Below are 25,971 nucleotides of genomic sequence, written 5' to 3'. Positions count from 1 at the left end.
TTGCCGCAACCGATCCCGACATCACTTTTCGGCAAGGACGCTGTTCGATGCTCAATACCCTGCAAAACACCCCGCTGTGGGTTTACGCACTGTTTTTACTGCTCTGTTACTACGGCATCAAAGCCCTCTCCCCGACTCACGAAAGCAAAACTTCATTGCTGATCACACCGCCGATTTTGTTGGGCTGGTCGCTGTATTCGCTGAATCTGACGCTCAACCCGTCACTTTCAATCAGTTGCTGGTTGGCTGCGGTCATCGCAGGTATCGGCGTCGCACTGCTGGTTTTTTCTCACAAGGGTATCGAGCTGGATCAATCGCAAACCGCGCTGATCGTGCCGGGCACCGCAAAAACCCTGTTGCTCTACCTTTTGTTTTTCGCTGTTAACTATTTCTTTGGCTATCAGGCCGAGGTTGATCCGGAGCACTCGGCCACGCTGCCGATGGTGTTGCTCAAGGCCTGTGCATCAGGCTTTGCGAGCGGTTTGTTCTGCGGACGTTCGATCCGGTTTCATCAGGTGTTCCGGTCCCTGAAGACCGCGCCCGCCGGGAATCCGTGACAACGCCGCCTCGGTCCAATAGATTAGGCGGCCTGAAAAGGCCCAGCGCTTTCTCGCCTCAACCCAAGTTTAAAGAAGTAGTGAAATTTCAATGTCCGATTCCAATACCGCTGAATCCGTAGTCACCTTGTCGTCCAAAGCGGAATACGAAAACTCCATCAATCTTTCACAGCACGTGCCCCAGGCCAAGACCATCAGCGAGATGGTTCTGGATGCTTTCCAGTCAACTCGTGAAAGCGATCAGATCCGCGAGCTGCGCGCCGCGATTCGCCAGGCCCACGACCGCTTCGACGACGACAAAGCCTATGAACTGATGGGCGAGCTCAAGCAACTCAAGGACGCCGAAGCCGCCGACATCGCGGCCCTCGAAGACCTGAGCAGCAAATTCTCGATCAGCCGCATTCTTTCCAGCTTCAAGGACGATCCGGCGTTTCAGGAAATCGTCTACGGCCTGGCATTGAAGGTGCTGAACCAGACGCATCTAGCCATCAGCAACCCGGCCAGTGGCAAGAGCAAAACGGCTCGAGCCAAGAAAGAAGTCGAAGTGTTTACCATCAGCAAGGATGGCGTGAGCGTCACCCTGCCGCTGCGTACTCCACGCTCGCGACTGAACGTTGACCGTGAAGCACTGGAATTCCTGGGCTTCACTTTCGTCGGCGAGGGCGATGAAGCCGAACTGGAAAACGAAACGTTCCTGGACAGCGCCGGGACAGAACAAGCGGTCAATCGCAAAAACATCATTACTGCGCTCCAGCAGCAAACCGCATTCGATGGCTACAGCATCGCCGCGCAGTAACACGATTCATTGTAGCGAGTGAGCTTGCTCCAGACGGCGTTCCGACGTTGGGCTGCGTAGCGGCCCCAAGAATCTGACTGCAATTGTCGATTTTTGTGAGTGCTACGCACTCAAGCGGGAGCAAGCTCCCTCGCCACAGGTAGCTCACTTGCACACTTGAGAGCCCCGCCCTAGAGCGGGGCTTTTTATTGCCCGCGATTCCGCTAAAAGCACGATTACTCTCACAGTATCGACACCCGAATAAACACTTCCCTTCACCCTTGAGCACCACGGGTCCGCCTGCGGGGAGCGTCAACTCACTTTCCAGCTCAAGACTTCAGTGGTGCGATTGCTGAGGTCATCATGCACACGACCCCTTTGTACCGTCAGTTAGCCAACCACTACCTCGACGCGATCCGCAGCGGCACCTTGAAAACCGGTGAACGGTTTCCCTCCATTCGGCTGATGATGGAAAAACACGCCGTCAGCCTGTCGACCGCCGTGCAGGTTTGCCGGGAGCTGGAGGACTACGGCGTGCTGGAAGCCCGCCCGCGTTCCGGCAACTACATTCGCCAGCCGGACACCTTGCCCAAACCTGTCGCGACCACGCCCCTGCCTCTCGACACCGACGTCTATCTCGGCATTCACGAGCAGGTGTCATCGGTACTCAAGGCCAGCCAGCGTGCGACGATCAAGGTCAATTTCGCCAGCGCGTACTGTGCGCCGGCGCTCTATCCGTTGAAGATTTTGCAGGAGCATATGATCAAGGCGCTGCGTCAGGATCATCATTTGCTGGGTGTTCAAGGCTCGACCTGCGGCAACCTCGCATTGCGCAGCATCCTGGCGCGACGGGCGCTGACCGCCAAAGCCAATTTGACTGCCGAGAAGATTGTGATCACCAACGGCGCAACCGAAGCCATCAACCTGGCCTTGCGTGCCGTGACCCAACCCGGTGACACCGTGGCCGTGGAGTCGCCGACCTTCTACGGCCTGCTGCAAATTCTCGAAAGCCTGAACCTGCGGGTACTGGAAGTCCCGGCAACGGCCCACGCGGGCATCAATCTGTTCGCACTGGAACAACTGCTGCAAAGCCCCGAACGGATTCGGGCGCTGATCGTCATTCCCAACCTGCAAAACCCCCTGGGCAGCATCATGCCCGACGCCAACAAGGCGCGGCTGGTGCAACTGTGTGCCGAGCACGGCACCGTGCTGATCGAAGATGACACCTATGGTGACCTGGTGGATACCGAGCAGCCGTTGTCCACGCTCAAACACTGGGACTGCAGTAACAACGTGATCTATTGCGCCTCGCTGAACAAAACCCTGGCACCGGGCCTGCGCCTGGGCTGGATCAGCGCGGGAAAATGGCACGAGCGCGTGGAAATGCTCAAACACACCCAGACCCGCGGCTGTGAGACGTTGTCGCAACTGGCAGCAGGTGCGTTCATGAAAACACCGTCCTATGAGCGTTACCTGCGTCGTCTGAGGAAAACCCTGACGCAACAACGCCAACAGATGAGTGCCGCGATCACCCGCTATTTCCCACCCGGCACCTGCGTGACCGCCCCTCGGGGCGGTACATTGCTGTGGGTGGAACTGCCTGGACACTGTTCGGCCATGGCGCTTTTTCGTGAGGCACTGAATGAGGGCATTCAGATTTCACCTGGGGATATCTTTTCCAATACCCAGCGCTTTGGCCACTTTGTGCGGATTGGGTGTGGGGCACCGTATTCGCCGAAAATCGATGAGGCGTTGCAAACCCTTGGCCGCTTACTGGCAAAGCAAGGCTGACACCCACGGGGGGGATTTTCAAATCGCTGGCTGGTGCAGGCAAATGATATGCGGATCGTTATTCCAGTGCGGGAATCGCTCGGCGATCAGTGGGTCATGCCCGGGAATAACGTGGTCCTCGCTGTCAGCCAAACGGTCGATTTCAATAAACGCCTCAAGCGACTGCGCCAGATCATCAATGATCGGAAACGGACTGCGCTGGCGAATGTTCGCCCACAAATGCGCCGCATCCGACGCCAGAACAATCCACCCTCGCCCTGTATTCACCCGCACCACCTGGCTACCCGGCGTATGGCCGCCCACCGGGTGCAGCGTCACCCCGGGAACGACCTCGACTGTGCCGGTATGCAAGCGCAACCGGCCTTCGAACAGCGGTGGCAACGCCGACATGACGTCTTCGACTTCGTAGGTTTTGTTTACCGTCCGATGGGCCATTTTCGGGCCGGTGCAGAAGCGCAGTTCCGCTTCCTGCAAATGCACCGTGGCTTTTGGAAACAGCCCCAGGTTGCCCGCGTGATCCCAGTGCAAATGGGTAAGAATCAGGTTCTCGACCTGCGCCGGATCGATGTCCAGTTGGCGCAGGGATTCTTCCGGCAGGCGATACATCTGACGGTTGCGCCGATCCGCCGTAGCCGGTTGAAAACAGGTATCGACCACGATGACCTGCTGCTCGTTGCGAATGACCCAGAAGTAGTAATCCAGTGGCATCGACGCATTGGGATCACCGCAGCAGGCGTCATAAAGAAAATTCTCCCGCGCGGTGCGCTGGGCATTGGCGCCGACACGGATGGCGAACACTTCGTACACAGGAACGGACATTTTCACCTCCTGAATCAGGCCACAGCCGCTGTTTTGAGGGTCGGACGGAAGTCGAAATCGATCTCGTCGCTAATCCCCAGATCCTGCGCCAGACGATGCAGGCCGCTGTAGTCACGCATGATCGTGGCGTTCTTGTTGCTCTCCCGGGTGTCGGCAATGATCAGCGCCGCATCCTCGACACCGAGTTGCGTCAGAATCGCCTCCCACATCGAGTAGTCCTGGGCGACAAAGGCACTCAGCGCCACCGACAACGTCTGTGCGAAAAATGCCCGCTGAGTCGGCTGCATGTTCGTGTACATGACCTTCGCCACTTCAGCGAGAATCTTGCTGTGAGCGTATTCGTCGCGGTTGTGCAACTCTGCCACGCGGCGGTTTTGCGGTTGAATGGTTTGATCGTCGGCCAGCAGATCCAGGTAAGCGTTGACGCTGATCTCGGCCACCACCGCAAAGGTGATCGCCGCCAGGTCACGCTGCCATTGCTCGGGCAATTCTTCACGCAATGCGACAAGCCGCAAATAGGTCACCGAGGGCGGCAATTCCAGATCCTGATCGAGTGCGCGGTCCTCTTTGGTTCGCTCGATGGCCCGAAGATGCATGAGCGTGTGGTAGTGCTCGTCGATCAACGTCTGCTGCATCGCCTCGCGAAAATGCCAGTCGTTTTTGCCCAGGTACTGATTGGCAATGACGCTCAGCGCCGGATTCACGACGTGCTCTTCGGCCGTGACCGTGCGCAGGTTGTAGCCGATCCAGCCCCAGGTCACCACGGTGCTTTTGAGCTCGTCGCTCAGGGCCTGGAATTTCGGGTGATGGAAGAACGGCACCATGCACTCTGGATAATCCGGGCGTGCCGGATCGAACGCTTCGCTGGCCGAGGCCTTGTCCGGCGCGCACACCGTGGCCCTTTTGGTCCAGGCCTGATTAAGCCGCACGACCAGTTGATGATCGACCTTGGCGATCTCGATTGCTGTTTGCATGACGCGATACCTGTAGGACGCGTACCCGCTGAGGGGTACGCCGATGAAATAGTGAGCGACGGATGAATCAGGCCAGCCAGTAGCGGGTCAGGTTTCGCGCCGGGTCAGTGTATCGACTGCGGGCGTGGATCATTCGCCAGTTGTCCCAAATCAGCATGCAGCCGTCGGGAATCAGCACCGGCGTGTTGTGCTGGATGAAATATTCCTCGCCGAGCAGCGCGAACCTGGCCAAGGGCGATGAACTGCTCGTCACCTTCGATTGCTGCAAATCGTCCTCGGAAGGATTCACATCGCCGTAGTGAAACTGGTTGTAGCTGAAGCGGAAAATGTCCCCGTCCTCTGTAGGCGTCAGGATGTACTCCTTGACCCTGGTTTGCGCCGCCTCGCCGGGTTTGGCGGTGGCGACGAACTCCACGGGTGTGTCGTCGATCCATTCCCGCAGCTCGGGTTCGGTGCGTTCAAGGAACCGCAGGAGCTCATACCCGTCCACCAGCCCCGTATGCCCGCCACCGCATGTCGCTTGTTGGTGACAATGCAACGCCAGATAACGCGGCGGCGGTCCATAGACCGGCGCTTCGGTGTGCGGGCCGATGCCGTTCATGCTCTGGGAGTACGGCAACGCTTCATACCCCGGCTTGCGGGTAATGGCGAACGCCGTCTGCCCGTTGAATTGCGGAATGATCCGCCCGAACTCCAGCAGCGTGCCGACGACATCGTAGGCAAATTCGGCTGGGGTCAGCACCGTCCAGCCACGGGACGACAATTCATCATGGCGATGGCCCAGTGAAACGTAAGGTGTAGACGCAACAATCCCTTGATCTGACATGGTGGTGTTCCTGGCGGTTTATCAGGCGTTAACGGTTGAGGTGTAAGCGGCAATGAATTCGCGACAGGCGTTGCCCGGTCGGTAGCGTTGTTCGTCGATGCTTTGCACGGGCGTGATTTCGGCTGCGGTGCCCGTCAGAAAGCACTCATCGAAGTCGCCAAGCTCCGTAGGAAGAATCGTGCGCTCCACCACCTGGTAATCCAGCGCGCCGGCCAATTCGATGATGGTCTGACGGGTGATGCCATTGAGAAAACAATCGGGCAGCGGCGTGTGCAACGTCCGGTCCTTGACGAAGAACACGTTGGCGCTGGTGGCTTCGGCGACGTGGCCGCGCCAGTCAAGCATCAGCGCATCGTGATAGCCGTTGTTTTCCGCGTCGTGCTTGCTGAGTGTGGCGATCTGGTAATGCCCGGACGCCTTGGCTTCGAACGGGCTGCTGCTGGGTGGCGGACGACGCCACTCGGCGGTCTTCAAGCGAATGCCGCCCATGTGCCCCGCCGGGTCGAAGTAACTCGGCCATTGCCAGCAGGCGATCGCCACGTGCACACGGTTGAAGCGCGCCGACGTGGAGATCATTTCACTGCCGCGCCACGCCACCGGCCGTAGATAACCGTCGACCACGTTGTTGCGTTGCAGCAGTTCATGGCTGGCCGCTTCCAGTTCGGCCAGCTCGTAGGGAATCGCGAAATCCATCAACTGCGCCGAGCGATACAGGCGCTCGCTGTGTTCACGCAGTTTGAAGATCTTGCCGTTGTAGACACGCTCCCCTTCGTACACGGTGCTCGCGTAATGCAAACCATGGGTCAGCACATGCAAGCGCGCCTCGGACCACTCGACGAACTCGCCGTCGAGCCAGATAAAACCTTCTCGCTGATCAAACGGAATACTGCTCATGTCCCTATCTCCTGATTAATCGTCCTACGCCGTTTCGAGCAGGACCGGTATCAATTCGGGCACCGCTACTGGCTCCGGCTGAAAGAAAAACGAGCGCTCGCCAAACGCCGGCCGCAGCTCATCGAACCAGGTCGCGTGCGGATCGAACCGCGCATAGAAGGTGCGCAATACCCACTGCGGATCGCGTGCCTGAAGAAACTGCAACACGAAGACTTTTTCCCCGGCCACGGTCTCGATGCCGTTGATCAACACCTTCCCGTAAAACGTGCTCATGGATGGCCCGCGCACCGTACGCGCCAGCCCGGACACCGTTCGGTAAGCCGCCTGGAAAATCTCGAAAGCCCGTGCCAGCGGCATCGCGAAGTAGTGGCTCGGCCCGGTATCGCGCTCGACAAACATGTAATAAGGCACCGCTCCCAGCCGCACGCCCTCAGTCCAGAGCGCCGCCCAATCGGCGGGGTTTTCGTTGATGTGGCGGATCACCGGCGCCTGCATGCGCAAGGTCGCCCCGGTGGAGCGAATGCGCTCGACGGCCTCGCGGGCGATGCCCTGGCGGATCTCCACCGGGTGGTTGTAGTGCCCCATGACCGACAGGTGTTTGCCCGCCGCGACGATCCGTTTAAACAGCTCCAACAGTTCCGGCGCGTCCTTGTCGCTGACAAACCGTTGCGGCCAGTACGCCACGGATTTGGTGCCGATGCGGATGCTTTTGAGGTGGGGCAGCTCCAGCAGCGGCTCGATGTACCCCGCCAGCGATCGGGTGTTCATGATCATCGGGTCGCCCCCGGTGATGAGCACGTCGGTCACCTCGGTGTGCACCCGCAGGTAGTTCACCAGCTCCTGGGACTCACGCGCGTTGAACTTGAGTTCTTCCTCGCCGATGAACTGCGCCCAGCGGAAACAGAACGTGCAGTACGCGTGACACGTCTGACCGGCACCGGGGAAAAACAGCACGGTCTCGCGGTACTTGTGCTGTATGCCTGGCAGGACTTTTCCGTCGAGGGTCGCGCCGTTGTGTGTCAACTGCCCGGCCGGATGCGGGTTCATGCGCAGCCAGATCGCCTCGATCCGACGCTTGATGGCGACGGCGTCATCCCGTTCGATCAGTTGCTTGAGCGACGCGTACTCGTCCGGCAGCAACATGTCCTTGTGGGGGAAGGTCATGCGGAAAATCGGGTCATCCGGAATGTTGTTCCAGTCGATCAGCGTGCCGAGGACGTAGTCATTGGTGCGAAATGGCATGACCCGGGCCACTACGGTCATGGCCTCCTGCAGCGCTGGCGTCAGTTTTTGCCAGTACGGCGTGTCGCGAATGGTGCGTGAGTTATAAGGTTTGTATCTTTCCTGCTCCGACAGTCCCTGCATGGCAGCGCTCCTGGTGATTGCCTGGCGGTTTTTACTGAATGGCAGGCGCTACGCGCTCTATGTCCATCCAGGCCCGGACGCTGTCGCGATCCCATTGCCGGCGCACATAGGCCGCGAGCCGCGCAGGAACGCGATCGCCATTGGCGACCAGTCGGTTGAGCATGATTGCCAGGTCCGTGTCGGCGATGCTCCAGTCTCCGAACAGATGGTCCGCGCCCTCCTCCAGCAACCGGTCGGCGACAAAGAACAGCCTTGCGACAGCTGCCTGGGCTTCATCCGACAACGGGGTTTCTTTCTTGCCGAAGTAAATGAGGTCGGCCGGACGCTCTTTGCGAATGACCAGCAGATCACTGCGCAACCAGGCCTGGAGCTGACGGGCGCGGGCGCGTTGCTTGATGTCCAGCGGGAACAGTTTGGGATGCCCCGGCGCTATTTCATCCAGGTATTCGGCAATGGCCGACGATTCCGACAATGCGAAACCTTCGTGAACCAAGGTGGGGATCTTGCAGGTCAACGAGACATCTTGATAACTCGCCTGATAGTTCTCACGCGTTTTCAAGTCCAGCGTGACAAGTTCAAACGAAAGTTGTTTTTCTTTCAACGCCACATAGGCCGACATTGCAAAAGCACTGACAAAATCCGCGCCAACATAAAGTTTCAGCTTCGTACTTTCCATAGAACGCTCCCTTGCTTAACCACAATAATCCGTTGCATTGGAAACGATCGTAGTTAGTTGGTTAAGCGCTGAACAGATACAGAAATTATCTGTTTCTACGGATACAGAACTTCAAAGATCCAGCGGACAGAAACAAAAAAGGGAGTCTGCGAATGCGGACTCCCTGGTGGGTAACAGAGGGGAAGATCGAGCGTGTCAGACCGTGGCGTCTGCCGCACTGGAGAGCTGCGCCATCTGGGGCATGTTGCTCATGTTGAGCATCGCCAGCGGCTCAGTGGCGCTGGTGTTGACGAAACCGTGGCGGGTCCAGGCTGGCACCAGCAACACGTCGCCGGGGCTGACGTTTACTGCATCGGCATCGCCCAGGGTCAACGCGCCGCTGCCGGATTGAATGATGAACAGGTGCCACCACGAATGCGCATGGCCGTTCAGCGTCGTGCCGGGTTTCAACCATTGCATGGACACCGCCATCCCTGGCGTCAACTTGCAGCCTTCGGTGCTGTCGTCGTGGGCCAGCGCGACAATATCGACCTCGCTGTCCTTGAGGTTCTGACGCATGCCTGTGAGTTCATCCCCCTTCCACACCCGGGCATTGACCGGCGGTTGGTTCAAACTCTGGCGAAAGTCCTTATATGAAAAAAACCCACCTTGAATGTTATTCATCCGCACACACCGACTTATTATCGACTTTGAGTGACCAGACACTAGGCGAACAATCAATCACTGTAAAGCCGAGCAACTAACACTCACAACACCGAAGGCCGCAGTGCCACAATCATGTCAACTTCCACGGCGGCATTTTTCGGTAACTGATAAACGCCGACAGTGGTTCGCGTATGTTTCCCCGCATCGCCCAGCACATGACTGAAGACATCCGATGCACCGTTGGCCACTTCACTGAGATCAACAAAGTCCGCCGTACACTTCACGTACACCGTGACCCGTATCAACGACTTGATCTTGTCCAGCGAACCGATGGCATCGACGATCAGTGCCAGCCCGCGCATGGCGCTGATGCTGGCGGCCGCTTGGGCATCCGCCAGGCTGAGCTCAAGCCCGACCCTGCCCGGGTATTGCATTTTGCCGCTCATGCGCGGGACCAGGCCGCTGACGTAGATTTCATCGTGATGCCGCACCAGCGGTGCGTAACGTCCGCCCACGGTGTTCTCGCCGTAGATGTCGTAGTTGAGTTCTTTCGCCAGGGCGATGAACCGCTCGTCACACGACATTTTTTGCTCAATCATTCACTCAACCCTCTTAAACCAATAATGCTTGGAACTTTGATCCCGAAGGCTTAACCCACGGCTCTCGCCGGCGCCGCCAGGCAGGTGACTTCGACGCGCGACTCGATCGCCTCTGCCAGGCGCAGCAGGTTGTCGCTGAGCTGCCCGTAGTTTTCGTCGAACAAAACGATGTGGCCGATAAACGACGTGTTGTCCTTCACCAGTGCGGTGACTGAATCACTGAGGCGCTTGGCGTACACCGCCTCGACCAGCTCGATGTCCAGCTCCCGGGCCAGGGTTTCGATGTCCGGCACGTAGCGCAAAAGACCACCGGCCGGCGCCCGGAGCAGACGAATGCCGCAATAGCCACGGGCAACGGGGTCGTGATGGTCGACCTTGCCTTCCACCGCCCAGCGGACCCAGCGTTCCCATGGATCGAAATCGATGAACGCCAGACGCGCCAGGTCCCAGATGTGCATGCCGCCGGGGCGCATGTTGGTTTCCACCGCCGAGGTCAGGCCGTCGCGGCGCAGGAAGACCTCGTTGTGATAGGCGCCGTTTTCCAGCGACACCAGTCCAGACATATGTCGGCCGGCAGCCGCCAGGCGCGCCTGTACGTCAGCCGCCAGCGGCGCCGGCACCACTTGCTGGATCTCCGCGCGATAGGCGCCTTCGGTGGTGGTTTTCTCGGTGACCCAGGTGCTGCCCGCGACGTAATCCCAGCTGTATTCACGGGCGTTCTGAATCAACTCTTCGAGGACGATGCCGCCTTCGCGATAGGGCTTGAGCGCCTGCCAGGCGTCGTCACATTCGGACGGATGATGGATAACGCGGCAACCTCGGCTGGCGCCTTCGCAGGCCGGTTTGATGAAGGCCTTGCCGCCCAGTTCGACCACCCGCTGACGCAGTTCCCCCAGGCTTTCGATACGTGCGGAAAACACCGGGCGGTAGTCCTCCGGCGCTGTGTCGGCGGCCGCTTCCAGTTTGCGAAAGATCTGTTTGTCCAGCCCCGCCCGCGCCTCGCCGGGGGTAATGCCGGGAAGGTCGAAACGGGTGGCCAACGCGGCACCCAGCAACACACCACGGTCGGAAAATGGCAGGACGCCGATCAGCTTCCAGCGATCGGCACCCAGGCAACCGACCAGCAGATCGACGGAATCGGCGATGTCCTGCGGCGCCATCGAGGCCGTGCAGACGTGATCCGCGACCTGATCGTCATCGGGCTGAATCTGCTCGACCACCAGGATCAACCTGGCGTTATAGAGTGTCTTGCAGAGGTCGCGCAGCTTCTGGATATCGTGAACCCGGTTGCCGTTGTACCCGACCACTACTACGCATGACGTGGTGTTCATGAAACCTCCGACCTGTGGAGTAAAAAACGCAAACGCGGTGACTCAGTCGTGCAGTGACGCGTTGGCCCTACGGTTGAGCCAGTACCAGGCGAGGATGCCGCCCGCGCCGATAGCGGCCAGTACCAGTGCGCTATAGGGCGGTGGCATGACTCGCATGATCAACACCGTCAGCCCGGCGCCAACGCCCAGGGACACTTCCTTGACGAACATGTTGTTTTGTTTGACGGAGAAGTAATCGAGATAGCTGAACGCGCACTCGGCGATGGACAGCAGCGCCACCCAGATCAACGCGCCGGCGAGGGTTTCGACGTGGAACGCATCCGGCGACGAGAGCACGGCGAAGCCGCCGATGATGATCCCGATGACAGCAACCACTTTGAAGCGCCCGGTACGCTCGATCAGTTTCATCACCGGCACCTGGGCGAACACCACCACGGCGCTGTTGAGGATCAGCATCAAGCCGTACCAGGCCGGCAATTCACCGGTCTTGAGCAGGATCGCCTGGGGCAGGATCGAGAACACGCCGAACAGCTTGATACCCATGATGACGCCAGCGATCACCCACGGCAGCTTGTTGCGCCAGCCGCTGCCGTCGTGGGTGTTTGGTTGGGCGACTACCGACTGCGTGGTGAAGGTCGCGCCCATGGCGATGGGCAGGCACAGCAGGACGAAACCCGCGGCACCGAGGAAAAACAGGGTTGGGGTCAGCAGCGGGGAAAGCAGGATCAACCCCGCCACCAGACTGCCCATGTTCATGGCGACACGGTTGTAGGCCGCGCCCTCTTTGGTCTGGGCGGCTTCGCTCTTGATCAGGTAACCGGCAATGGCAATGCCGTAGGCGAACAACGCTGCGGCAAACATCACAATGCCCTGGTTGCTGGTGACTGCCAGCAACACCAATCCGAGGGCGGCGCACATGAGCGTAACGCTCAGTGACCGACGGCCGAGCACCAGCAATGTCAGCGGCAGCAGCAACAGCAAGGCCCGATACCCGAGGGCGAGGATGCTGTTGGTGGCGGTGTCGAGCCAGACGTTGGCCTTGCCCAGCACGGCAAACAGCGACACGGCGGTGATGATCCGGATCGTGAACAGGCGAATGTTGATCACCGGTTTGGCGACGGCGACCGTTGTTTGAACACTCATGCAACACCTCTGGAACCAGCGACTGTTCAGGCGTCCAGCGCGAACAATCAGGAAAGTCTGTAAGGTGATGGTAGAGAGAGTCGCTTGTTTTCATCAGAGCAAGTTCGTATAGAATCAAACGAACTTTACTGCCGGAGAGACCAGTAAAATGCAGGTTCAGCGAGCAGTGATCGCCGCCATCGAGTTCCAGCCGGGAGTGCCGCTGGTCCAGCAGATCGTCGATCAATTGTCGGTGGCGATCAGCCAGGGCGGGCTGCCTCACGGCTCGCGGCTGCCGCCGATTCGCGAACTCTCCGAGCTGATGAACGTGGGCAAGTCCACGGTGGTGGATGCGCTGGATCGCCTGCGGGCCAAGGGTCTGGTGGTTTCACGCCAGGGTTCGGGGCATTACGTGCACCGTTCCAGCCTCACGCTCAAGACCGATGCCGGCCCGGACCTGCAACCTCAAGACACACTGAGCGTGGTCCGCCGCGCGGTACTGCAGGACAATGGCGCGCTGCGCCCGGGTGCCGGTTTCCTGCCTTCCTCGTGGCTACCGGCAGAAGAATTGCTGAAAGCCGTGCGTGGCACCCTGCGCGCAACCTCCCTGCGCATGGGCGAATACGGCGTCGCTGCCGGTTACCTGCCACTGCGCGAAGCGTTGCGGGTCAAACTGGCGACCTTGGGCATCGAAGTGCCGGTGGACCAGATCATCACCACCGCCAACACCGTGCAGGCCATCGACATGCTGATGCGTCTGCTGGTCAAACCCGGCGACACGGTGCTGCTCGACGATCCGTGCTACTTCACCATGCACACCAACCTGGCCTTGCATGGCGCTCGGGTCATCACCATTCCCCGTGCCGCCGAGGGCATGGACCTGGACGCCTTGGAACAATTGCTGATTACCCATCGGCCCGTGCTCTACATGACCAATAACACCCTGCACAACCCGACCGGGCACTCGTTCTCCCCGGCGCAGGTCTATCGCTTGCTGGAGTTGAGCCACCGTTATGGCTTTCACATCGTCGAAGATGATTTGTATTGCGATATGCAACAACGAACCACGCCGCGCCTGGCAGCAGGTGGGCTGGACAATGTCAGTTATGTCTCCGGTTTCTCCAAGACCCTGACGGCGAACAGTCGGGTCAGCTATGCGGTGCTTTCGCCGCAACTGGCAGCCCGGATGGTCACCCTGAAAATGGCCTGCGGTGGCATGACGTCGGAACTGGCGGAACAGATTATCTGCACCATGCTCAGTGATGGCAGCTACGCCAAACACACGCGGCGCACGGTGGATCGGCTTTACGAATCGAGCAGTCGGGTGTCGAGCTGGCTGGTGGAGGCGGGTTGTTCCGTTTCTTCGCTGCCGCATGAAGGGTTGTTCATCTGGACGCGTCTGCCCGAAGGGCATCATGCCGAAACGTTGGCGAGGAAGGGTCTGGACATCGACCTGGTGCTGGCGCCTGGCACCCTGCTCAGCAAAGCGCCGGATGCCAGTCACTTTCTGCGTTTCAACGTGGCGCACAGCGATAACCTTCAGGTGCGGGAGCGGTTTCTCCGGTTGCTAGACGATTGCAAAAAGTAACCGCATCACTCCCCTGTGGCGAGAGAGCTTGCTCCCGCTGGAGTGCGAAGCGATCCCCTGCATTTTCTTCTGATATACCGAATTTATAGGCCTAAGCGACTGCTGCGCAGCCGAGCGGGAGCAAGCTCCCTCGCCACAGGGGACCGCGTCGGACATAGCAATTGCTGGCGGCATGACATCCACCGCCAGATCGCTACGATTGTGATCCCCGCCTCCCGCACGCTAACTTCGATGCATCGCTGCCAATTCAGCGACCGGGCCTGATAACTCAAACACGATGTAGGCACCCATCGGAGTTCTCCTTTATGCACGCCCACAATCCGTTCAAAATTTATGCATCTGTGCCAGCTGTCCCCCGTCACCTCCCAACCACAGGAGGTGCCCAATGACCAACCCTCAAGACCTGGAAACCATCGGCATCACCCCTTCTCCTTCCACGCCAACCAACCGCTGTTCCGCATCAACCGTGGCGTCCCGCGATAGCGACCGGTATGCCTGGGCATCGCATTTTCTGCAGGATATGAGCAAGGCCATCATCGATGATGTGGCGAAGGTGCTCGATGCACCGTGTAACAACGGGACGTAAATGAAAAAGCCCCGCCCTTTTCTCAAAGGGCGGGGCTTTTTTAGCAATTCCATCATTTGCTCAAACAGCTGCCAGTCGATCAACCATGTCTGGGAATTTCTCCACCAGCCTGATCAGCAAGGCAGCTTGGGCATTAGGTCTCGATTTTTCCTGCTCCCAATTCCTCAGGGTGCTCGGACTGGTTCGAATACGCTTGGCAAAAACGGCTTGAGACATATGTAACTTTTCTCGCAGTGCAACGATCTCTTGCGCCCCTACCTCAGGCGCAGGGATGTCCTCAATTGACGTATTGCGCAACGTGATCTTGCCTTCGCGTTGAGCCGCCATCTCATCAACGCCCTGCATCAATTCTGCAAACAGGTCGCGCTTTTTCATGGGGTACCCCGTACTTTCAACTCTGTCTCTATGGCTTTCTTGAGCGCTTTCTCTTGGTCGGCGCTCAAATTCTCAAGCTCATCTTTGTCATAAATTGCAAACATCCAGAACTGGCCATCATTCATAAGCCAATAATAGATAACCCGCAAGCCACCTCGCCTGCCTTTACCTCGACGGCCATCTGCCCAGCGCAACTTTCGGAAGCCGCCTGTTCGAGGCATGACGTCGCCGGCCTGCGGATTCAGCTGCATATGGGTTTGCAACGCGCGATACGCATCGTCCGTCAGATAATTGCCAACGGTGGCAGTGAAGGAAGAGGTTTCGAAGAATACGGTTCGCACTGACAAACTATAGGCAATTTGCTTATAGTCAGGCAACCGATGAATGATCTACCTGACGAGCTGTCCTGGCTTTCAATCCACTGGAAAACCCTCAATAAAAAACCCCGCGCCTTTTCTCAAAGGGCGGGGTTTTTCGTTACAGCATCCGACGCTTAAGGCGCGTACGTCAGCAACAACTCGCTCGGCACTTTGAAGTCCAGGGACATCATCACGCTCAACGCGGTAATGGTGAAGATCGAGAACACGAACAGCTTGCGTGCCCAGACCGTGTCATCCACTGCCTTGTAGCCGGTCCAGGCCATGTACAGCCAGTACATGCCCATGGCCGCGGCGACGGCGAGGTAGCTCATGCCGGCGTAGCCGCTGAAGGTCAGCATCAAGGTCGCCACGAGGAAGGCCAGGATGTAGATCAGGATGTGCTTCTTCGCCACTTGAATCCCGCGCTTCACCGGCAACACCGGAATCGAGGCGGCCAGGTAATCGTTGAAGCGGAAGATCGCGATGGCGTAGGAATGCGGCATCTGCCACAGGCTGAACATCACCAGCAGCGTCAGTGCGGCCATGTCGAAGCTGTTGGTCACAGCGACGTAACCGATCACCGGCGGCATCGCCCCCGACAGACTGCCCACCAGCGTGCCGTGAACCGACTTGCGCTTGAGGTACAGGCTGTAGAAGCCGACGTAGATGACGAAACCGATCACCGCGAACAGCGCAGCCAACGGGTTGGCCACCTTGTACAACAGCGCAACGCCGGCAACACCCAGGACGGTCGCGAAGACCAGGGCCAGTTTCAGGGAGATCAGGCCCTGGACCAGCACCCGGTTCTTGGTACGTTCCATCTTCAGGTCGATGTCGCGGTCGATGCAGTTGTTGAACACGCAACCGGAAGCGACCACCAGGGACGTGCCGATCATGGCGGCCAGGAAGATGGCCAGATCGACATGCCCTTTCGAGGCCAGGAAAAATCCGCCTGCCACTGAAAGCACGTTACCGAAAATGATCCCCGGTTTGGTGATTTGGATAAAGTGCTTCAAGGACATCCGGATTTACCTCACTTCGCCATCATGTTGGTGTGGATGCTGAACATGATCCACAGCGACAGGCCAACCAGCAGGACAATCACGATCGCGGCGAACACAAATGCAATCACGTTGTTACGCTGCGCGGCGGAACGGTCCAAGTGGAGGAAGTACACCAGGTGCACCAGCACCTGGATCACCGCAAACGCCAGGACGATCCACAGGGTGAGCGATTTCGGCAGCGACGGGTACATCACCAGGCCGAAAGGAATGACGGTCAGGATCACCGACAGGATGAAGCCGATAGCGTAAGACTTGACGCTGCCGTGGCTAGCGTCGTGGCTATCGTGGGAATGAGCGTTAGCCATTTACATAGTCCCCATCAGATAAACAACGGTGAATACGCAGATCCACACCACGTCCAGGAAGTGCCAGAACAGGCTCAGGCAGCTCAGACGGGTCTTGTTGGTCGCCGTCAGGCCGTTTTTCTGCACCTGGTACATCATGATCGCCATCCAGATCAGACCGCTGGTCACGTGCAGACCGTGGGTGCCGACCAGGGTGAAGAACCCGGACAGGAAGCCGCTGCGGCTAGGACCGAAGCCCTCGGAGATCAGCATGTGGAACTCGTTGATCTCCATACCGATGAAGCCGGCACCGAACAGGAAGGTCATGGCCAGCCAGCCCAGGACCTGGTTCTTCTTGCCCTTGAACAACGCCAGCATGGCGAAGCCGTAGGTGATCGAGCTGAACAGCAGCAGAGCGGTTTCGCCCAGTACGTATGGCAGCTCGAAGATGTCGTGGCCCGACGGGCCACCCGCTACGTTGTTAACCAGTACCGCGTACGCCGCGAAGATCGACGCAAACAGAATGCAGTCGGTCATCAGGTAGAGCCAGAAACCGAATACGGTCATCTCGCCCGAGTCGTGGTGATGGTCATCGTGCCCATGTCCATCGACATGGGTGTGTCCAGCATTGGTCACTAAGTTCGACATGGTTTAAGCCTGTTCCAACGAGGTTTCAACACGGGTGGCGGAGGCTGGGATTTTCCCGGCCGCGACCAGACGCTTGTGCTGCTCGGCTTCAATGCGCTCGATCACGTCGACCGGCACCATATAGCCTTGATCATCGCGGGCAGCGTGGATCACGAAGTAGCCCACGGTGCCGACCAGGCCAACGATGGCCAGCCACCAGATGTGCCAGATCATCGCGAAACCGAACACGGTCAACAGAGCACCCATGACCAGGCCGGTCGCGGTGTTGTTTGGCATGTGGATCGGTTCGTAACGAGCAGGAGCCTGGTACGCGGTACCGTTTTCCTTGGCTTCGGTGAACGGATCGATGGTTTCCGCTTTTGGCAGCACGGCGAAGTTGTAGAACGGTGGTGGCGACGAGGTCGACCATTCCAGCGTGTGGGCATTCCACGGGTCGCCGTGTTCGCACATGTTTTCCGGCTTGTTGCGGTCACGCACGCTGACGTACAGCTGAATCAGTTGGCAGGCGATGCCCACAGCGATCATCACCGCACCGAACATGGCGACGTACAAGTACGGCACCCACTCAGGGTTGGTGGTGGCGTTCAGACGACGGGTCATGCCCATGAAGCCCAGTGCATAGAGCGGCATGAACGCGACGAAGAAGCCCGAGATCCAGAACCAGAACGCTGCCTTGCCCCAACCTTCGTGCAGCTTGAAGCCGAACGCTTTAGGGAAGTAGAAGCCGAAGCCGGCGATGTAACCGAATACCGCACCGCCGATGATCACGTTGTGGAAGTGAGCGATCACGAACAGGCTGTTGTGCAGGACGAAGTCCGCACCCGGAATGGCCAGCAGTACGCCGGTCATGCCGCCGATGGCGAAGGTCACCATGAAGCCCAGGGTCCACAGAACCTGGCTGGTGAAACGCAGACGCCCTTGGTAAATGGTGAACAGCCAGTTGAACAGCTTCACCCCCGTCGGGATCGAAATCAGCATCGTCGCCAGACCGAAGAAGGCGTTGACGCTGGCACCCGAACCCATGGTGAAGAAGTGGTGCAGCCAGACCATGAAGCCCAGGATCGAGATCGCGCCCGATGCATAGACCATCGAGTGGTGGCCGAACAGACGCTTGCCGGTGAAGGTCGAGATGACTTCGGAGAAGATCCCGAACGCCGGCAGAATCAGGATGTAAACCTCGGGGTGACCCCAGGCCCAGAACAGGTTGACGTACATCATCGGATTGCCACCAAGTTCATTGGTGAAAATGTGGAAATCCATGTAACGGTCAAGTGTCAGCAGTGCCAGGGTAGCGGTCAGGATCGGGAACGAAGCCACGATCAGAACGTTGGCCCAGGTGCAGGTCCAGGTGAAGATCGGCATGTCCATCAGCTTCATGCCAGGGGTACGCATCTTCAGCACGGTGGCCAGGAAGTTGACCCCCGTCAGCGTCGTCCCCAACCCGGAGAGCTGTAGCGCCCAGATGTAGTAATCCATCCCCACGCCCGGGCTGTATTGCAGGCCCGACAGCGGTGGATAGGCAACCCAGCCGGTCTTGGCGAATTCGCCGACGCCCAGGGACAGGTTGATCAGCACGACGCCGGAGACCAGCAGCCAGAAGCTCAGGGAGTTCAGGAACGGGTAGGCAACGTCACGCGCGCCGATCTGCAGCGGCACTGCAAGGTTCATCAGGCCGGTGAAGAATGGCATCGCCATGAAGATGATCATGATCACACCGTGAGCGGTGAAGATCTGGTCATAGTGTTCAGGTGGCAGGTAGCCAGGCGAACCCTCGGTGGCCATGGCCAACTGGGTACGCATCATGATGGCGTCGGCAAAACCGCGCAGCAGCATGACCATGGCAACGATGATGTACATCACGCCGATTTTCTTGTGGTCGACCGAGGTCAGCCACTCGGACCACAGGTAGGTCCACTTCTTGAAATAGGTGATTGCAGCGAACAGTGCCAGACCACCGAGCGCGATCATGGCGATGGTCACCATCACGATCGGTTCGTGGAACGGGACCGCTTCCCAACTTAATTTACCAAACATCGTTTACTCCTCTGCCCCGGCAGCTGAATGCGAACTCATGTCCATCCCTTCCGTGGCGGCCACTTCGTGCTCTTTCTTCTCGTGGTGCAGCGGCTTGCCCGGTTTCATGCCTTCGTACTTGTCGACGATGATCTGGAACAGGTTCGGCGTGACCGAGGAGTAGAGCTCGACTGGGTTGTTCTGGCTTGGCTTGGAAAGGGCTTCGTATTCAGCTTTTTCAAGCTGTTTAGGTGCCTTTTTGACTTCGCTGACCCAGGCGTCGAAATCTTCCTGGGAAGTGGCGATAGCTTTGAACTTCATACCGGTGAAACCAGCACCGCTGTAGTTGGCGGAGATACCGTCCATTTCAGCGTTCTGGTTGGCGATCAGGTGCAGTTTGGTCTGCATGCCGGCCATCGCGTAGATCTGGCCGCCCAGCGCCGGGATGAAGAACGAGTTCATCACGGAGTCCGAAGTCACCTTGAAGTTGATCGGCGTGTGCGCCGGGAACACGATCTTGTTGACGGTGGCGATGCCTTGCTCCGGATAGATGAACATCCACTTCCAGTCCAGCGCGACCACTTCAATGGTGATTGGCTTGACGTCGGATTCCAGCGGCTTGTACGGGTCCAGCGCGTGGGTCGACTTGTAGGTGACGTAACCCAGGGCAATGATGATCAGCACCGGAACAGCCCACACCGCGATTTCGATCTTGGTGGAGTGCGACCACTTTGGCGTGTAGACGGCGTCAGTGTTGGACGCGCGGTATTTCCAGGCGAACAGGAACGTCATGATGATGACCGGAACCACGACCAACAGCATCAGCAGCGTTGCGGTGATGATCAGGTTTCGCTCGTCCAGGCCAACCTGGCCCTTGGGATCGAGCAAGGTCATGTTGCAGCCTGACAGCAGCAATGTGCCGATCAGCGGCAATAAGCCTAGTAGTCTGGGGTACCTGTTTTTACTCATCTCACGACCTCTAAAGCAGCTTGCGCAATGCAGTTGGGTTTTGATCGCCAACACTTCACCCTGCCAAGGGTTGGCATTTTCTTGGATTGAATAAGTGGCTGCCCGTCGCGCGTCAGACGCTGCTCGACAAATCCTGGGCCAGCGGTGAGTTCTTATTCGAATTCGTGGTCAAAGGCCTTGTTACAGACCAATTCCATTTGGTGCGGATAGTTGGAAGGCACCGACACCAGAGGCATCGCATGAAGCCATCCGGCTTCTCGACGTCCTATTGCTGCTCATGCACCTGAATCAGGGTGAGCAGTGCCGGGAATTCAGTGCGGGCGATTGTAGATATGTAACGATTCATAAACCATGTCTCATCCCGAAATAATTTTTATCCATTCCAGCAACAATCCTTGACGTTTTTTGCAAAAGTGCGCCATGTTATCGAAATTGATTCTCAACAAAAACACCAAAAATAGTAGGTCTACCGCACGCAGTTCAGACAGTATCGAAGGCTCTGCCCTCCCCTTCGACCCAGCCCAAGCCCCCATGTGACAAGGGTTCTGGCAATTTGCCAGAGCCTGTTAAAACGGCCTGTTCCAGGTTGAGAGCGTTGAGGCCAGCAGCGAAATAATCAGACCAATTTCATTGCGTCTACACGTACCAATCCGACTCGTTGAAACGTCTTGCGACACTCGCACTGTGACAACATGTCGCACATGTGCCGCACCCGTTCTTGTCGCGCATCAAGGTCTTTTTTTCCGCACCCCTGAAAGGCAAAACGCCCCGGCCCTCTCAACGAGGGCCGGGGCGTTTTCAGGTGTTATTCAGCGATGCGGCGAATGACCTCAGTGCAGCGTCTTGCGGTTACGCGAAGTGAGCAACGGCACCAGCACCACCACCAGTACAAAAGCGATCAACGCCCACTGTGCCAGCGACAGACCGAGGATCGGCGGGTACGGCGTGGAGCAGAAACCATCGACCTGGAACCCCAGCGGGAAGATCTTCGCCAGCGGCAGGCCATCGACAATCGGCTGCAACACATCGATGCCGCAGCTGACCGCCGGATAGAACTGGGTATAGACGTGATGTCCGGCTACGCCGACGCCTGCCAAGGCGCAGATCACCACCAGAGTTTCAAACACCGTGATGCTGCGGCGGGTGCGCATCGCCGCACCGATGAACGCGAAGATGGCGATCAGCAGCAAGGCATAGCGTTGCAGGATGCACAGCGGGCACGGTGCCTCGCCCAGTACGATTTGCATGTACAGCGCGCCACCGATCAGCGCCAGGCAGATGATGCCCAGCAACACCAGGTAGCGCCGCTCACGGCCCAACCGCATCGTTTCCTCGCTCATTGCGTTTCCCTTCTAGATATCGATTGACCGGAAGTCTACACGCTGGCCCGGACCTTGGAGAGCCCGGGGCGCATGGAATAGATGTCGGGAAATAAACGATAAGGCGGTTAAGAAGGGATTAAATTCGGGCTGTTTCCAGAGATTTGCATGATCCCACGACCGCATCGCCAGCAGGCTGGCTCCCACAGTGGCGGGCTCTCACCCTGGAATGTACTCACAGGCTGGCCAACCTTGGAAATGCATTCAACTGTGGGAACCAGCCTGCTGGCGATGCGATTGCTCAGTCGCCGTAGATATCAGACTTGAAATACTTGTCCGAAATCTTCTGGTACTCGCCACTGGCGCGAATGCCGTCGATGGCCGTGTTCAACTGGCTGACCAACTCGGTGTTGCCCTTGCGCACCGCAATCCCGGCCCCCTCACCCACGTATTTCGGGTCCTTGAGCTCCGGGCCAACAAAGGCGTAACCCTTGCCACGGGGCATCGACAGGAAGTCGTTCAGCGGGATGGTGTCGGCAAAAATGGCATCGAGGCGACCAGCCGCCAGGTCCATGTAGATCTCTTCGTTGTTGCCGTAACGCTTGACGTTGATGCCCTTGGGTTCAAACACCTCGGTGGCGTAACGATCGGTGGTGGTCGCACGCTGCACGCCGACGGTCTTGCCCTTGAGGCTGGCGTACTGATCATCCACGGTTGCGCCTTCTTTCATCACCAGACGCGATGAGGTGAAGTAGTACTTGTGGGTGAAATCCACCGACTTCTTGCGGTCTTCGTTGATGGTCATGGACGACAGCGCCATGTCGATTTTCTTCACTTTCAGGGAAGGAATCAGGCCATCGAACTCACCTTCGACCCAGACGCACTTGACCTGCATCTGCGCGCACAAGGCATTGCCGATGTCGTAGTCGAAACCGACGATTTCGCCTTTGTCGGTTTTGGACGCAAACGGCGGGTACGCCGCTTCGATGCCGATACGCAGGGTTTTCTCGGCGGCGAACAAAGTGCTGCACGCCAACAGGCTCAGGGCCAGACCGGTGATGAGGGGGAATTTCTTCATGTTCGTTCTCTCGCGGGTTGTTGTTGGTTTGGCAAGACAGAAGAAAGAGCAGAAACGGGGGAATGCGTTTTTTTGTACTTATAATTCCATACTGGACTTTTATGTATAAAGCGTCAATTAGAGGAAGGAAAATGTGCCGGCCGATAGTCGGGTGGTGAGCAATGAAGGTATTGGGTGAAGCTAATGAGCCCGTCGCGAGCAGGCTCGTTCCCACAGGGGAACGTCGTCGTACACAAATTTTGAGTTCATGCAGATCAACTGTGGGAGCGAGCCTGCTCGCGATGGGGCCAGAGCAGCCGACAAAAACGTTTGATCACTGCTTCCAGCGATCCGCCGCCGCATGATCACTGTCACGCCCTTCAACCCAACGCGCACCATCGCTGGTGTTTTCCTTCTTCCAGAACGGCGCACGGGTTTTCAGGTAGTCCATGACAAAGGCGCAGGCGTCGAACGCCGCCTGGCGGTGGGCGCTGGCGGCGCCGACGAAGACGATCGGCTCGCCAGGCTCCAGCGCGCCGATGCGATGCAGCACTTCCAGCTTGAGCAACGGCCAGCGCTGCTCGGCCTCGGTGACAATCTTGCCAAGGGCCTTTTCGGTCATGCCCGGATAGTGCTCAAGAAACATCCCGGCAACGTCTAGCCCGTCATTGAAGTCGCGCACGTAGCCGACAAAACTCACCACCGCGCCGACACCGACATTGGCGGCGTGCATGGCGTTGACTTCGGCGCCCGGATCGAACGCCGTGGATTGCACACGAATGGCCACGGCTCAGCCCCCGGTCACGGTCGGGAAGAACGCCACTTCGTCGCCATCGCTCACCGGTTCGTCGAGTTGGCAGAGGTCTTCGTTGCGGGCGCACATCAGGTTCTGTTCGCTCAACACCTCGGCGCCATCACGCTTGGCCAACAGCGCGCGAACGTCATCGACGGTGGCGAAATCGCCTTCGACCTTCACCGAGTCGACGCCCAGTGCCTCTCTATAACGAGCGAAAAACTTCACGGTAACGTTCATGGTTGATCCGCCAGGAAATGGCCGCTCTTGCCGCCGAGTTTCTCCAGCAGGCGCACGCTTTCAATGGTCATGCCGCGATCGACGGCCTTGCACATGTCGTAGATGGTCAGCGCCGCAACGCTCGCGGCGGTCAGCGCTTCCATCTCGACGCCGGTCTGCCCGGACAACTTGCAGCGCGCGACGATGCGCACGGTGTCGTCACCTTCAGCGCTGAGTTCGACTTTGACGCCAGTGAGCATCAACGGGTGGCACAGAGGAATGAGGTCGCTGGTTTTCTTCGCGGCCTGGATGCCGGCGATGCGCGCCACGGCGAACACATCACCCTTGGGATGGCCGCCGTTGACGATCATTTGCAGGGTTTCGGGCAGCATGCGCACCAGCGCCTGGGCCGTCGCTTCACGGAACGTCACGGCTTTTTCGGTGACGTCGACCATGTGGGCGCGACCTTGGGAATCGAGATGAGTCAGCACAGGGTTACTCCTGATCAAGAGCCTCGATTGTAAACCTGTGGGTCAAATTTCCGCACGCAAGATTATCCGTTGGCTGACATCCCCCTGTAGGAGCTGTGTCAGGCATAAAAAAACCGGGCGGCTTTGGGGCCGCCCGGTTTCGGTGACGTGGTTACAGATGCGATTCGGCGTATTCGGCCAGAATCGAACGTGGCACCCCTTGCAGGGTGATGTGAACGCCGTTCGGGAAGTCCTTGAAGCGTTCAGTCAGGTAAGTCAGCCCGGAGCTGGTCGCGGACAGGTAAGGGGTGTCGATCTGCGCCAGGTTGCCCAGGCACACCACTTTGGAACCGGCGCCGGCACGGGTGATGATGGTTTTCATCTGGTGCGGCGTGAGGTTCTGGCATTCATCGATCAGGATCAGGCTCTGCTGGAAGCTGCGACCCCGGATGTAGTTGAGGGATTTGAACTGCAACGGCACTTTGCTGAGGATGTAGTCGACGCTGCCATGGGTGTTTTCGTCATCCATGTGCAAGGCTTCGAGGTTGTCGGTGATGGCGCCCAGCCAAGGCTCCATTTTTTCCGCTTCGGTGCCGGGCAGGAAGCCGATCTCCTGGTCCAGGCCCTGCACGCTGCGCGTCGCGATGATCCGGCGATAGCGTTTGCTGACCATGGTCTGCTCGATGGCCGCCGCCAATGCCAGGATGGTTTTACCGGAACCGGCCGCACCCGACAGGTTGACCAGGTGGATATCCGGATCAAGCAAGGCGTACAGCGCCAGGCTCTGATAGATGTCACGCGGTTTCAGGCCCCAGGCTTCCTGGTGCAACAGGGGTTCCTGATGCAGGTCGAGAATCAGCAGTTTGTCTTCGTCGATCTCCTTGATCCAGCCGACAAAACCCTGTTCGTCAATGATGAACTCGTTGATATGCACTGCCGGCAGATTGTCGATCATCTTCACCTGGTGCCAGGTGCGGCCGTGATCCTGACGGGTTTCGACATTCCTTACGAGGTCCCAGAAAGACCCGACCATGTTGTGATAGCCGTTGGGCAGCAGCGATACGTCGTCAACCAGTTGGTCGGTGCTGTAGTCCTCGGCCGCGATCCCGCAGGCACGGGCCTTGAGGCGCATGTTGATGTCTTTGGTGACCAGCACCACGGGCAACTTGGGTTCGCGCGCGTGCAGGTCGATCAACTGGTTGATGATGATGTTGTCGTTCAGGTGCTCGGGAAGAATGATGTTCGGTTCAGTACGTTTGCTCATCAGAATTGACAGCAAACCCTTCGGCCCACTTTTGCCACGCTGGATCGGTACGCCCAGTTCAACGTCTTCAGGGCTGGCATCGCCCAGGGTCTTGTCGATCAGGCGAATCGCCTGGCGGCATTCCGCAGCCACGCTGTGATGCCCGCTCTTGAGCTTGTCCAGCTCTTCAAGCACGGTCATCGGGATCGCGACGTGGTGTTCTTCGAAGTTAAGCAGGGCGTTTGGATCGTGAATCAATACGTTGGTATCGAGTACATAAAGGATTGGCTGGTTGGAGGAAGAACTACGTCCGTGATCATCCATACTCGGTCACCTTTGTGGGAGCCATTCGACGCAATACCTTGGCGGTGCTGCGCCTCGAAGTGACTGCCGAATCCACCTGTGATGATTCAAGTGAACTGCACACAAACTGGGGTCTTGGGAGACGCCACCTGTGTTGCAGGTTTCGGCGGTCTGTCTTCGTAATACTCCAAAACCTGTGACAGAAAAAAGCACTTTGACGCTTTTTTGAAGTTTATTTTTCAGAGTGACGAATAGCCCTTGGCGTGAAGGCAATGTGCCGTTAAAGTCGGAAGTCCGCCTGCACCGA

27 protein-coding genes and 1 pseudogene are annotated in these 25,971 nt (G+C 58.2%); 5 read left to right on the top strand and 23 right to left on the bottom strand.

Annotated elements, in window-relative coordinates:
* The first annotated feature begins 47 nt into the window (after positions 1–47).
* From ACM6IQ_RS17590 to ACM6IQ_RS17580, 3 genes are all read left to right on the top strand, one after another.
* Positions 48–557: a DUF6622 family protein gene (locus ACM6IQ_RS17590; protein WP_414879422.1), complete on the top strand. Its 510-nt coding sequence runs from the start codon at positions 48–50 to the stop codon at positions 555–557.
* Positions 558–648: 91 nt separating this feature from the next.
* Positions 649–1,353: a hypothetical protein gene (locus ACM6IQ_RS17585; RefSeq protein WP_017340357.1), complete on the top strand. Its 705-nt coding sequence runs from the start codon at positions 649–651 to the stop codon at positions 1,351–1,353.
* Between the two features lie 342 nt (positions 1,354–1,695).
* The gene (locus tag ACM6IQ_RS17580) at positions 1,696–3,123 is read left to right on the top strand and encodes a PLP-dependent aminotransferase family protein (protein ID WP_414879421.1); all 1,428 of its coding nucleotides are present in this window, start codon (positions 1,696–1,698) and stop codon (positions 3,121–3,123) included.
* 18 nt (positions 3,124–3,141) lie between these two features.
* Here ACM6IQ_RS17580 and ACM6IQ_RS17575 read toward each other — a convergent pair whose 3' ends face one another.
* The 10 genes from ACM6IQ_RS17575 to ACM6IQ_RS17530 form a co-directional block, all read right to left on the bottom strand.
* Positions 3,142–3,942: an N-acyl homoserine lactonase family protein gene (locus ACM6IQ_RS17575; protein WP_414879420.1), complete on the bottom strand. Its 801-nt coding sequence runs from the start codon at positions 3,940–3,942 to the stop codon at positions 3,142–3,144.
* Positions 3,943–3,956: 14 nt separating this feature from the next.
* Positions 3,957–4,916 carry a diiron oxygenase gene (locus tag ACM6IQ_RS17570; RefSeq protein WP_017340360.1) on the bottom strand — a complete coding sequence of 320 codons (960 nt, stop codon included), beginning with the start codon at positions 4,914–4,916 and terminating at the stop codon, positions 3,957–3,959.
* A gap of 67 nt (positions 4,917–4,983) precedes the next feature.
* Positions 4,984–5,742: a TauD/TfdA family dioxygenase gene (locus ACM6IQ_RS17565; protein ID WP_414879419.1), complete on the bottom strand. Its 759-nt coding sequence runs from the start codon at positions 5,740–5,742 to the stop codon at positions 4,984–4,986.
* A gap of 21 nt (positions 5,743–5,763) precedes the next feature.
* A complete protein-coding gene (locus ACM6IQ_RS17560) occupies positions 5,764–6,636 on the bottom strand; it encodes a branched-chain amino acid aminotransferase (protein ID WP_414879418.1) in 873 nt (290 codons plus the stop codon).
* A gap of 24 nt (positions 6,637–6,660) precedes the next feature.
* On the bottom strand, positions 6,661–8,001 hold the full coding sequence (locus ACM6IQ_RS17555) for a KamA family radical SAM protein (RefSeq protein ID WP_414879417.1): 1,341 nt from the start codon (positions 7,999–8,001) through the stop codon (positions 6,661–6,663).
* Between the two features lie 31 nt (positions 8,002–8,032).
* The gene (gene yfcF / locus ACM6IQ_RS17550; protein WP_414879416.1) at positions 8,033–8,677 is read right to left on the bottom strand and encodes a glutathione transferase; all 645 of its coding nucleotides are present in this window, start codon (positions 8,675–8,677) and stop codon (positions 8,033–8,035) included.
* 195 nt (positions 8,678–8,872) lie between these two features.
* Complete coding sequence (locus ACM6IQ_RS17545; protein WP_017340365.1) at positions 8,873–9,340, bottom strand: cupin domain-containing protein; 468 nt, start codon at positions 9,338–9,340, stop codon at positions 8,873–8,875.
* 83 nt (positions 9,341–9,423) lie between these two features.
* Complete coding sequence (locus tag ACM6IQ_RS17540) at positions 9,424–9,921, bottom strand: RidA family protein (RefSeq protein ID WP_017340366.1); 498 nt, start codon at positions 9,919–9,921, stop codon at positions 9,424–9,426.
* A gap of 50 nt (positions 9,922–9,971) precedes the next feature.
* Positions 9,972–11,252 (bottom strand): ATP-grasp domain-containing protein, encoded by a 1,281-nt coding sequence (locus ACM6IQ_RS17535; RefSeq protein WP_414879415.1) that lies wholly within the window; start codon positions 11,250–11,252, stop codon positions 9,972–9,974.
* Between the two features lie 42 nt (positions 11,253–11,294).
* Positions 11,295–12,395, bottom strand: coding sequence for a hypothetical protein (locus tag ACM6IQ_RS17530; RefSeq protein WP_017340368.1), 1,101 nt, complete (start codon positions 12,393–12,395; stop codon positions 11,295–11,297).
* A gap of 148 nt (positions 12,396–12,543) precedes the next feature.
* On the opposite strand from ACM6IQ_RS17530, the gene ACM6IQ_RS17525 reads away from it, so the two are divergent.
* Both ACM6IQ_RS17525 and ACM6IQ_RS17520 read left to right on the top strand, forming a co-directional pair.
* Positions 12,544–13,962, top strand: coding sequence for a PLP-dependent aminotransferase family protein (locus ACM6IQ_RS17525; protein WP_017340369.1), 1,419 nt, complete (start codon positions 12,544–12,546; stop codon positions 13,960–13,962).
* A gap of 385 nt (positions 13,963–14,347) precedes the next feature.
* A pseudogene (locus tag ACM6IQ_RS17520) lies at positions 14,348–14,548 on the top strand (DUF3077 domain-containing protein).
* Positions 14,549–14,608: 60 nt separating this feature from the next.
* Here ACM6IQ_RS17520 and ACM6IQ_RS17515 read toward each other — a convergent pair.
* From ACM6IQ_RS17515 to ACM6IQ_RS17455, 13 genes are all read right to left on the bottom strand, one after another.
* Entirely contained in the window at positions 14,609–14,923 is a 315-nt protein-coding gene (locus ACM6IQ_RS17515; protein WP_017340370.1) for a helix-turn-helix domain-containing protein, read from the bottom strand.
* Positions 14,920–15,264, bottom strand: a complete 345-nt coding sequence (locus ACM6IQ_RS17510) for a toxin (RefSeq protein ID WP_031319086.1) — start codon at positions 15,262–15,264, stop codon at positions 14,920–14,922. Before ACM6IQ_RS17510 ends, ACM6IQ_RS17515 begins: the two co-directional genes overlap by 4 nt.
* 152 nt (positions 15,265–15,416) lie before the next feature.
* Positions 15,417–16,304, bottom strand: a complete 888-nt coding sequence (cyoE, locus tag ACM6IQ_RS17505) for a heme o synthase (RefSeq protein ID WP_017340372.1) — start codon at positions 16,302–16,304, stop codon at positions 15,417–15,419.
* A gap of 11 nt (positions 16,305–16,315) precedes the next feature.
* Positions 16,316–16,651, bottom strand: a complete 336-nt coding sequence (gene cyoD / locus ACM6IQ_RS17500) for a cytochrome o ubiquinol oxidase subunit IV (RefSeq protein WP_017340373.1) — start codon at positions 16,649–16,651, stop codon at positions 16,316–16,318.
* Positions 16,652–17,278, bottom strand: coding sequence for a cytochrome o ubiquinol oxidase subunit III (locus ACM6IQ_RS17495; protein ID WP_008010573.1), 627 nt, complete (start codon positions 17,276–17,278; stop codon positions 16,652–16,654).
* Positions 17,279–17,281: 3 nt separating this feature from the next.
* Positions 17,282–19,312, bottom strand: a complete 2,031-nt coding sequence (gene cyoB / locus ACM6IQ_RS17490; RefSeq protein ID WP_017340375.1) for a cytochrome o ubiquinol oxidase subunit I — start codon at positions 19,310–19,312, stop codon at positions 17,282–17,284.
* A 3-nt stretch (positions 19,313–19,315) separates the two neighbouring features.
* Positions 19,316–20,260 (bottom strand): ubiquinol oxidase subunit II, encoded by a 945-nt coding sequence (gene cyoA / locus ACM6IQ_RS17485; protein ID WP_017340376.1) that lies wholly within the window; start codon positions 20,258–20,260, stop codon positions 19,316–19,318.
* An 830-nt stretch (positions 20,261–21,090) separates the two neighbouring features.
* Positions 21,091–21,600, bottom strand: a complete 510-nt coding sequence (locus ACM6IQ_RS17480) for a disulfide bond formation protein B (RefSeq protein ID WP_017340377.1) — start codon at positions 21,598–21,600, stop codon at positions 21,091–21,093.
* A 280-nt stretch (positions 21,601–21,880) separates the two neighbouring features.
* A complete protein-coding gene (locus ACM6IQ_RS17475; protein ID WP_017340378.1) occupies positions 21,881–22,657 on the bottom strand; it encodes an ABC transporter substrate-binding protein in 777 nt (258 codons plus the stop codon).
* Between the two features lie 313 nt (positions 22,658–22,970).
* A complete protein-coding gene (gene moaE / locus ACM6IQ_RS17470) occupies positions 22,971–23,423 on the bottom strand; it encodes a molybdopterin synthase catalytic subunit MoaE (protein WP_017340379.1) in 453 nt (150 codons plus the stop codon).
* A 3-nt stretch (positions 23,424–23,426) separates the two neighbouring features.
* Positions 23,427–23,669, bottom strand: coding sequence for a molybdopterin converting factor subunit 1 (gene moaD, locus ACM6IQ_RS17465; RefSeq protein WP_017340380.1), 243 nt, complete (start codon positions 23,667–23,669; stop codon positions 23,427–23,429).
* Positions 23,666–24,139, bottom strand: coding sequence for a cyclic pyranopterin monophosphate synthase MoaC (moaC, locus tag ACM6IQ_RS17460; protein WP_414879414.1), 474 nt, complete (start codon positions 24,137–24,139; stop codon positions 23,666–23,668). Before moaC ends, moaD begins: the two co-directional genes overlap by 4 nt.
* Positions 24,140–24,290: 151 nt before the next feature.
* Positions 24,291–25,685, bottom strand: coding sequence for a PhoH family protein (locus tag ACM6IQ_RS17455; RefSeq protein WP_052909687.1), 1,395 nt, complete (start codon positions 25,683–25,685; stop codon positions 24,291–24,293).
* Between the last annotated feature and the right edge of the window lie 286 nt (positions 25,686–25,971).

Source organism: Pseudomonas sp. IT-P100, from assembly GCF_949767185.1.
GTDB lineage: Bacteria > Pseudomonadota > Gammaproteobacteria > Pseudomonadales > Pseudomonadaceae > Aquipseudomonas > Aquipseudomonas fluorescens_B.
Note: the sequence above shows the minus strand (reverse complement) of the source record. Positions and strands in the feature narration are given on the sequence as shown.

What these genes read in the sequence shown, in the direction of transcription:
- ACM6IQ_RS17575 (WP_414879420.1), bottom strand. Translation starts at nt 3,942, where the DNA reads ATGTCCGTTCCTGTGTACGAAGTGTTCGCCATCCGTGTCGGCGCCAAT.
- ACM6IQ_RS17530 (WP_017340368.1), bottom strand. Translation starts at nt 12,395, where the DNA reads ATGAGTGTTCAAACAACGGTCGCCGTCGCCAAACCGGTGATCAACATT.
- yfcF (WP_414879416.1), bottom strand. Translation starts at nt 8,677, where the DNA reads ATGGAAAGTACGAAGCTGAAACTTTATGTTGGCGCGGATTTTGTCAGT.
- ACM6IQ_RS17545 (WP_017340365.1), bottom strand. Translation starts at nt 9,340, where the DNA reads ATGAATAACATTCAAGGTGGGTTTTTTTCATATAAGGACTTTCGCCAG.
- ACM6IQ_RS17555 (WP_414879417.1), bottom strand. Translation starts at nt 8,001, where the DNA reads ATGCAGGGACTGTCGGAGCAGGAAAGATACAAACCTTATAACTCACGC.
- ACM6IQ_RS17475 (WP_017340378.1), bottom strand. Translation starts at nt 22,657, where the DNA reads ATGAAGAAATTCCCCCTCATCACCGGTCTGGCCCTGAGCCTGTTGGCG.
- ACM6IQ_RS17535 (WP_414879415.1), bottom strand. Translation starts at nt 11,252, where the DNA reads ATGAACACCACGTCATGCGTAGTAGTGGTCGGGTACAACGGCAACCGG.
- cyoD (WP_017340373.1), bottom strand. Translation starts at nt 16,651, where the DNA reads ATGGCTAACGCTCATTCCCACGATAGCCACGACGCTAGCCACGGCAGC.
- ACM6IQ_RS17565 (WP_414879419.1), bottom strand. Translation starts at nt 5,742, where the DNA reads ATGTCAGATCAAGGGATTGTTGCGTCTACACCTTACGTTTCACTGGGC.
- ACM6IQ_RS17515 (WP_017340370.1), bottom strand. Translation starts at nt 14,923, where the DNA reads ATGAAAAAGCGCGACCTGTTTGCAGAATTGATGCAGGGCGTTGATGAG.
- moaD (WP_017340380.1), bottom strand. Translation starts at nt 23,669, where the DNA reads ATGAACGTTACCGTGAAGTTTTTCGCTCGTTATAGAGAGGCACTGGGC.
- cyoB (WP_017340375.1), bottom strand. Translation starts at nt 19,312, where the DNA reads ATGTTTGGTAAATTAAGTTGGGAAGCGGTCCCGTTCCACGAACCGATC.
- ACM6IQ_RS17495 (WP_008010573.1), bottom strand. Translation starts at nt 17,278, where the DNA reads ATGTCGAACTTAGTGACCAATGCTGGACACACCCATGTCGATGGACAT.
- ACM6IQ_RS17585 (WP_017340357.1), top strand. Translation starts at nt 649, where the DNA reads ATGTCCGATTCCAATACCGCTGAATCCGTAGTCACCTTGTCGTCCAAA.
- cyoE (WP_017340372.1), bottom strand. Translation starts at nt 16,304, where the DNA reads ATGTCCTTGAAGCACTTTATCCAAATCACCAAACCGGGGATCATTTTC.
- ACM6IQ_RS17480 (WP_017340377.1), bottom strand. Translation starts at nt 21,600, where the DNA reads ATGAGCGAGGAAACGATGCGGTTGGGCCGTGAGCGGCGCTACCTGGTG.
- ACM6IQ_RS17540 (WP_017340366.1), bottom strand. Translation starts at nt 9,921, where the DNA reads ATGATTGAGCAAAAAATGTCGTGTGACGAGCGGTTCATCGCCCTGGCG.
- ACM6IQ_RS17570 (WP_017340360.1), bottom strand. Translation starts at nt 4,916, where the DNA reads ATGCAAACAGCAATCGAGATCGCCAAGGTCGATCATCAACTGGTCGTG.
- ACM6IQ_RS17455 (WP_052909687.1), bottom strand. Translation starts at nt 25,685, where the DNA reads ATGGATGATCACGGACGTAGTTCTTCCTCCAACCAGCCAATCCTTTAT.
- ACM6IQ_RS17590 (WP_414879422.1), top strand. Translation starts at nt 48, where the DNA reads ATGCTCAATACCCTGCAAAACACCCCGCTGTGGGTTTACGCACTGTTT.
- ACM6IQ_RS17560 (WP_414879418.1), bottom strand. Translation starts at nt 6,636, where the DNA reads ATGAGCAGTATTCCGTTTGATCAGCGAGAAGGTTTTATCTGGCTCGAC.
- ACM6IQ_RS17525 (WP_017340369.1), top strand. Translation starts at nt 12,544, where the DNA reads ATGCAGGTTCAGCGAGCAGTGATCGCCGCCATCGAGTTCCAGCCGGGA.
- cyoA (WP_017340376.1), bottom strand. Translation starts at nt 20,260, where the DNA reads ATGAGTAAAAACAGGTACCCCAGACTACTAGGCTTATTGCCGCTGATC.
- ACM6IQ_RS17580 (WP_414879421.1), top strand. Translation starts at nt 1,696, where the DNA reads ATGCACACGACCCCTTTGTACCGTCAGTTAGCCAACCACTACCTCGAC.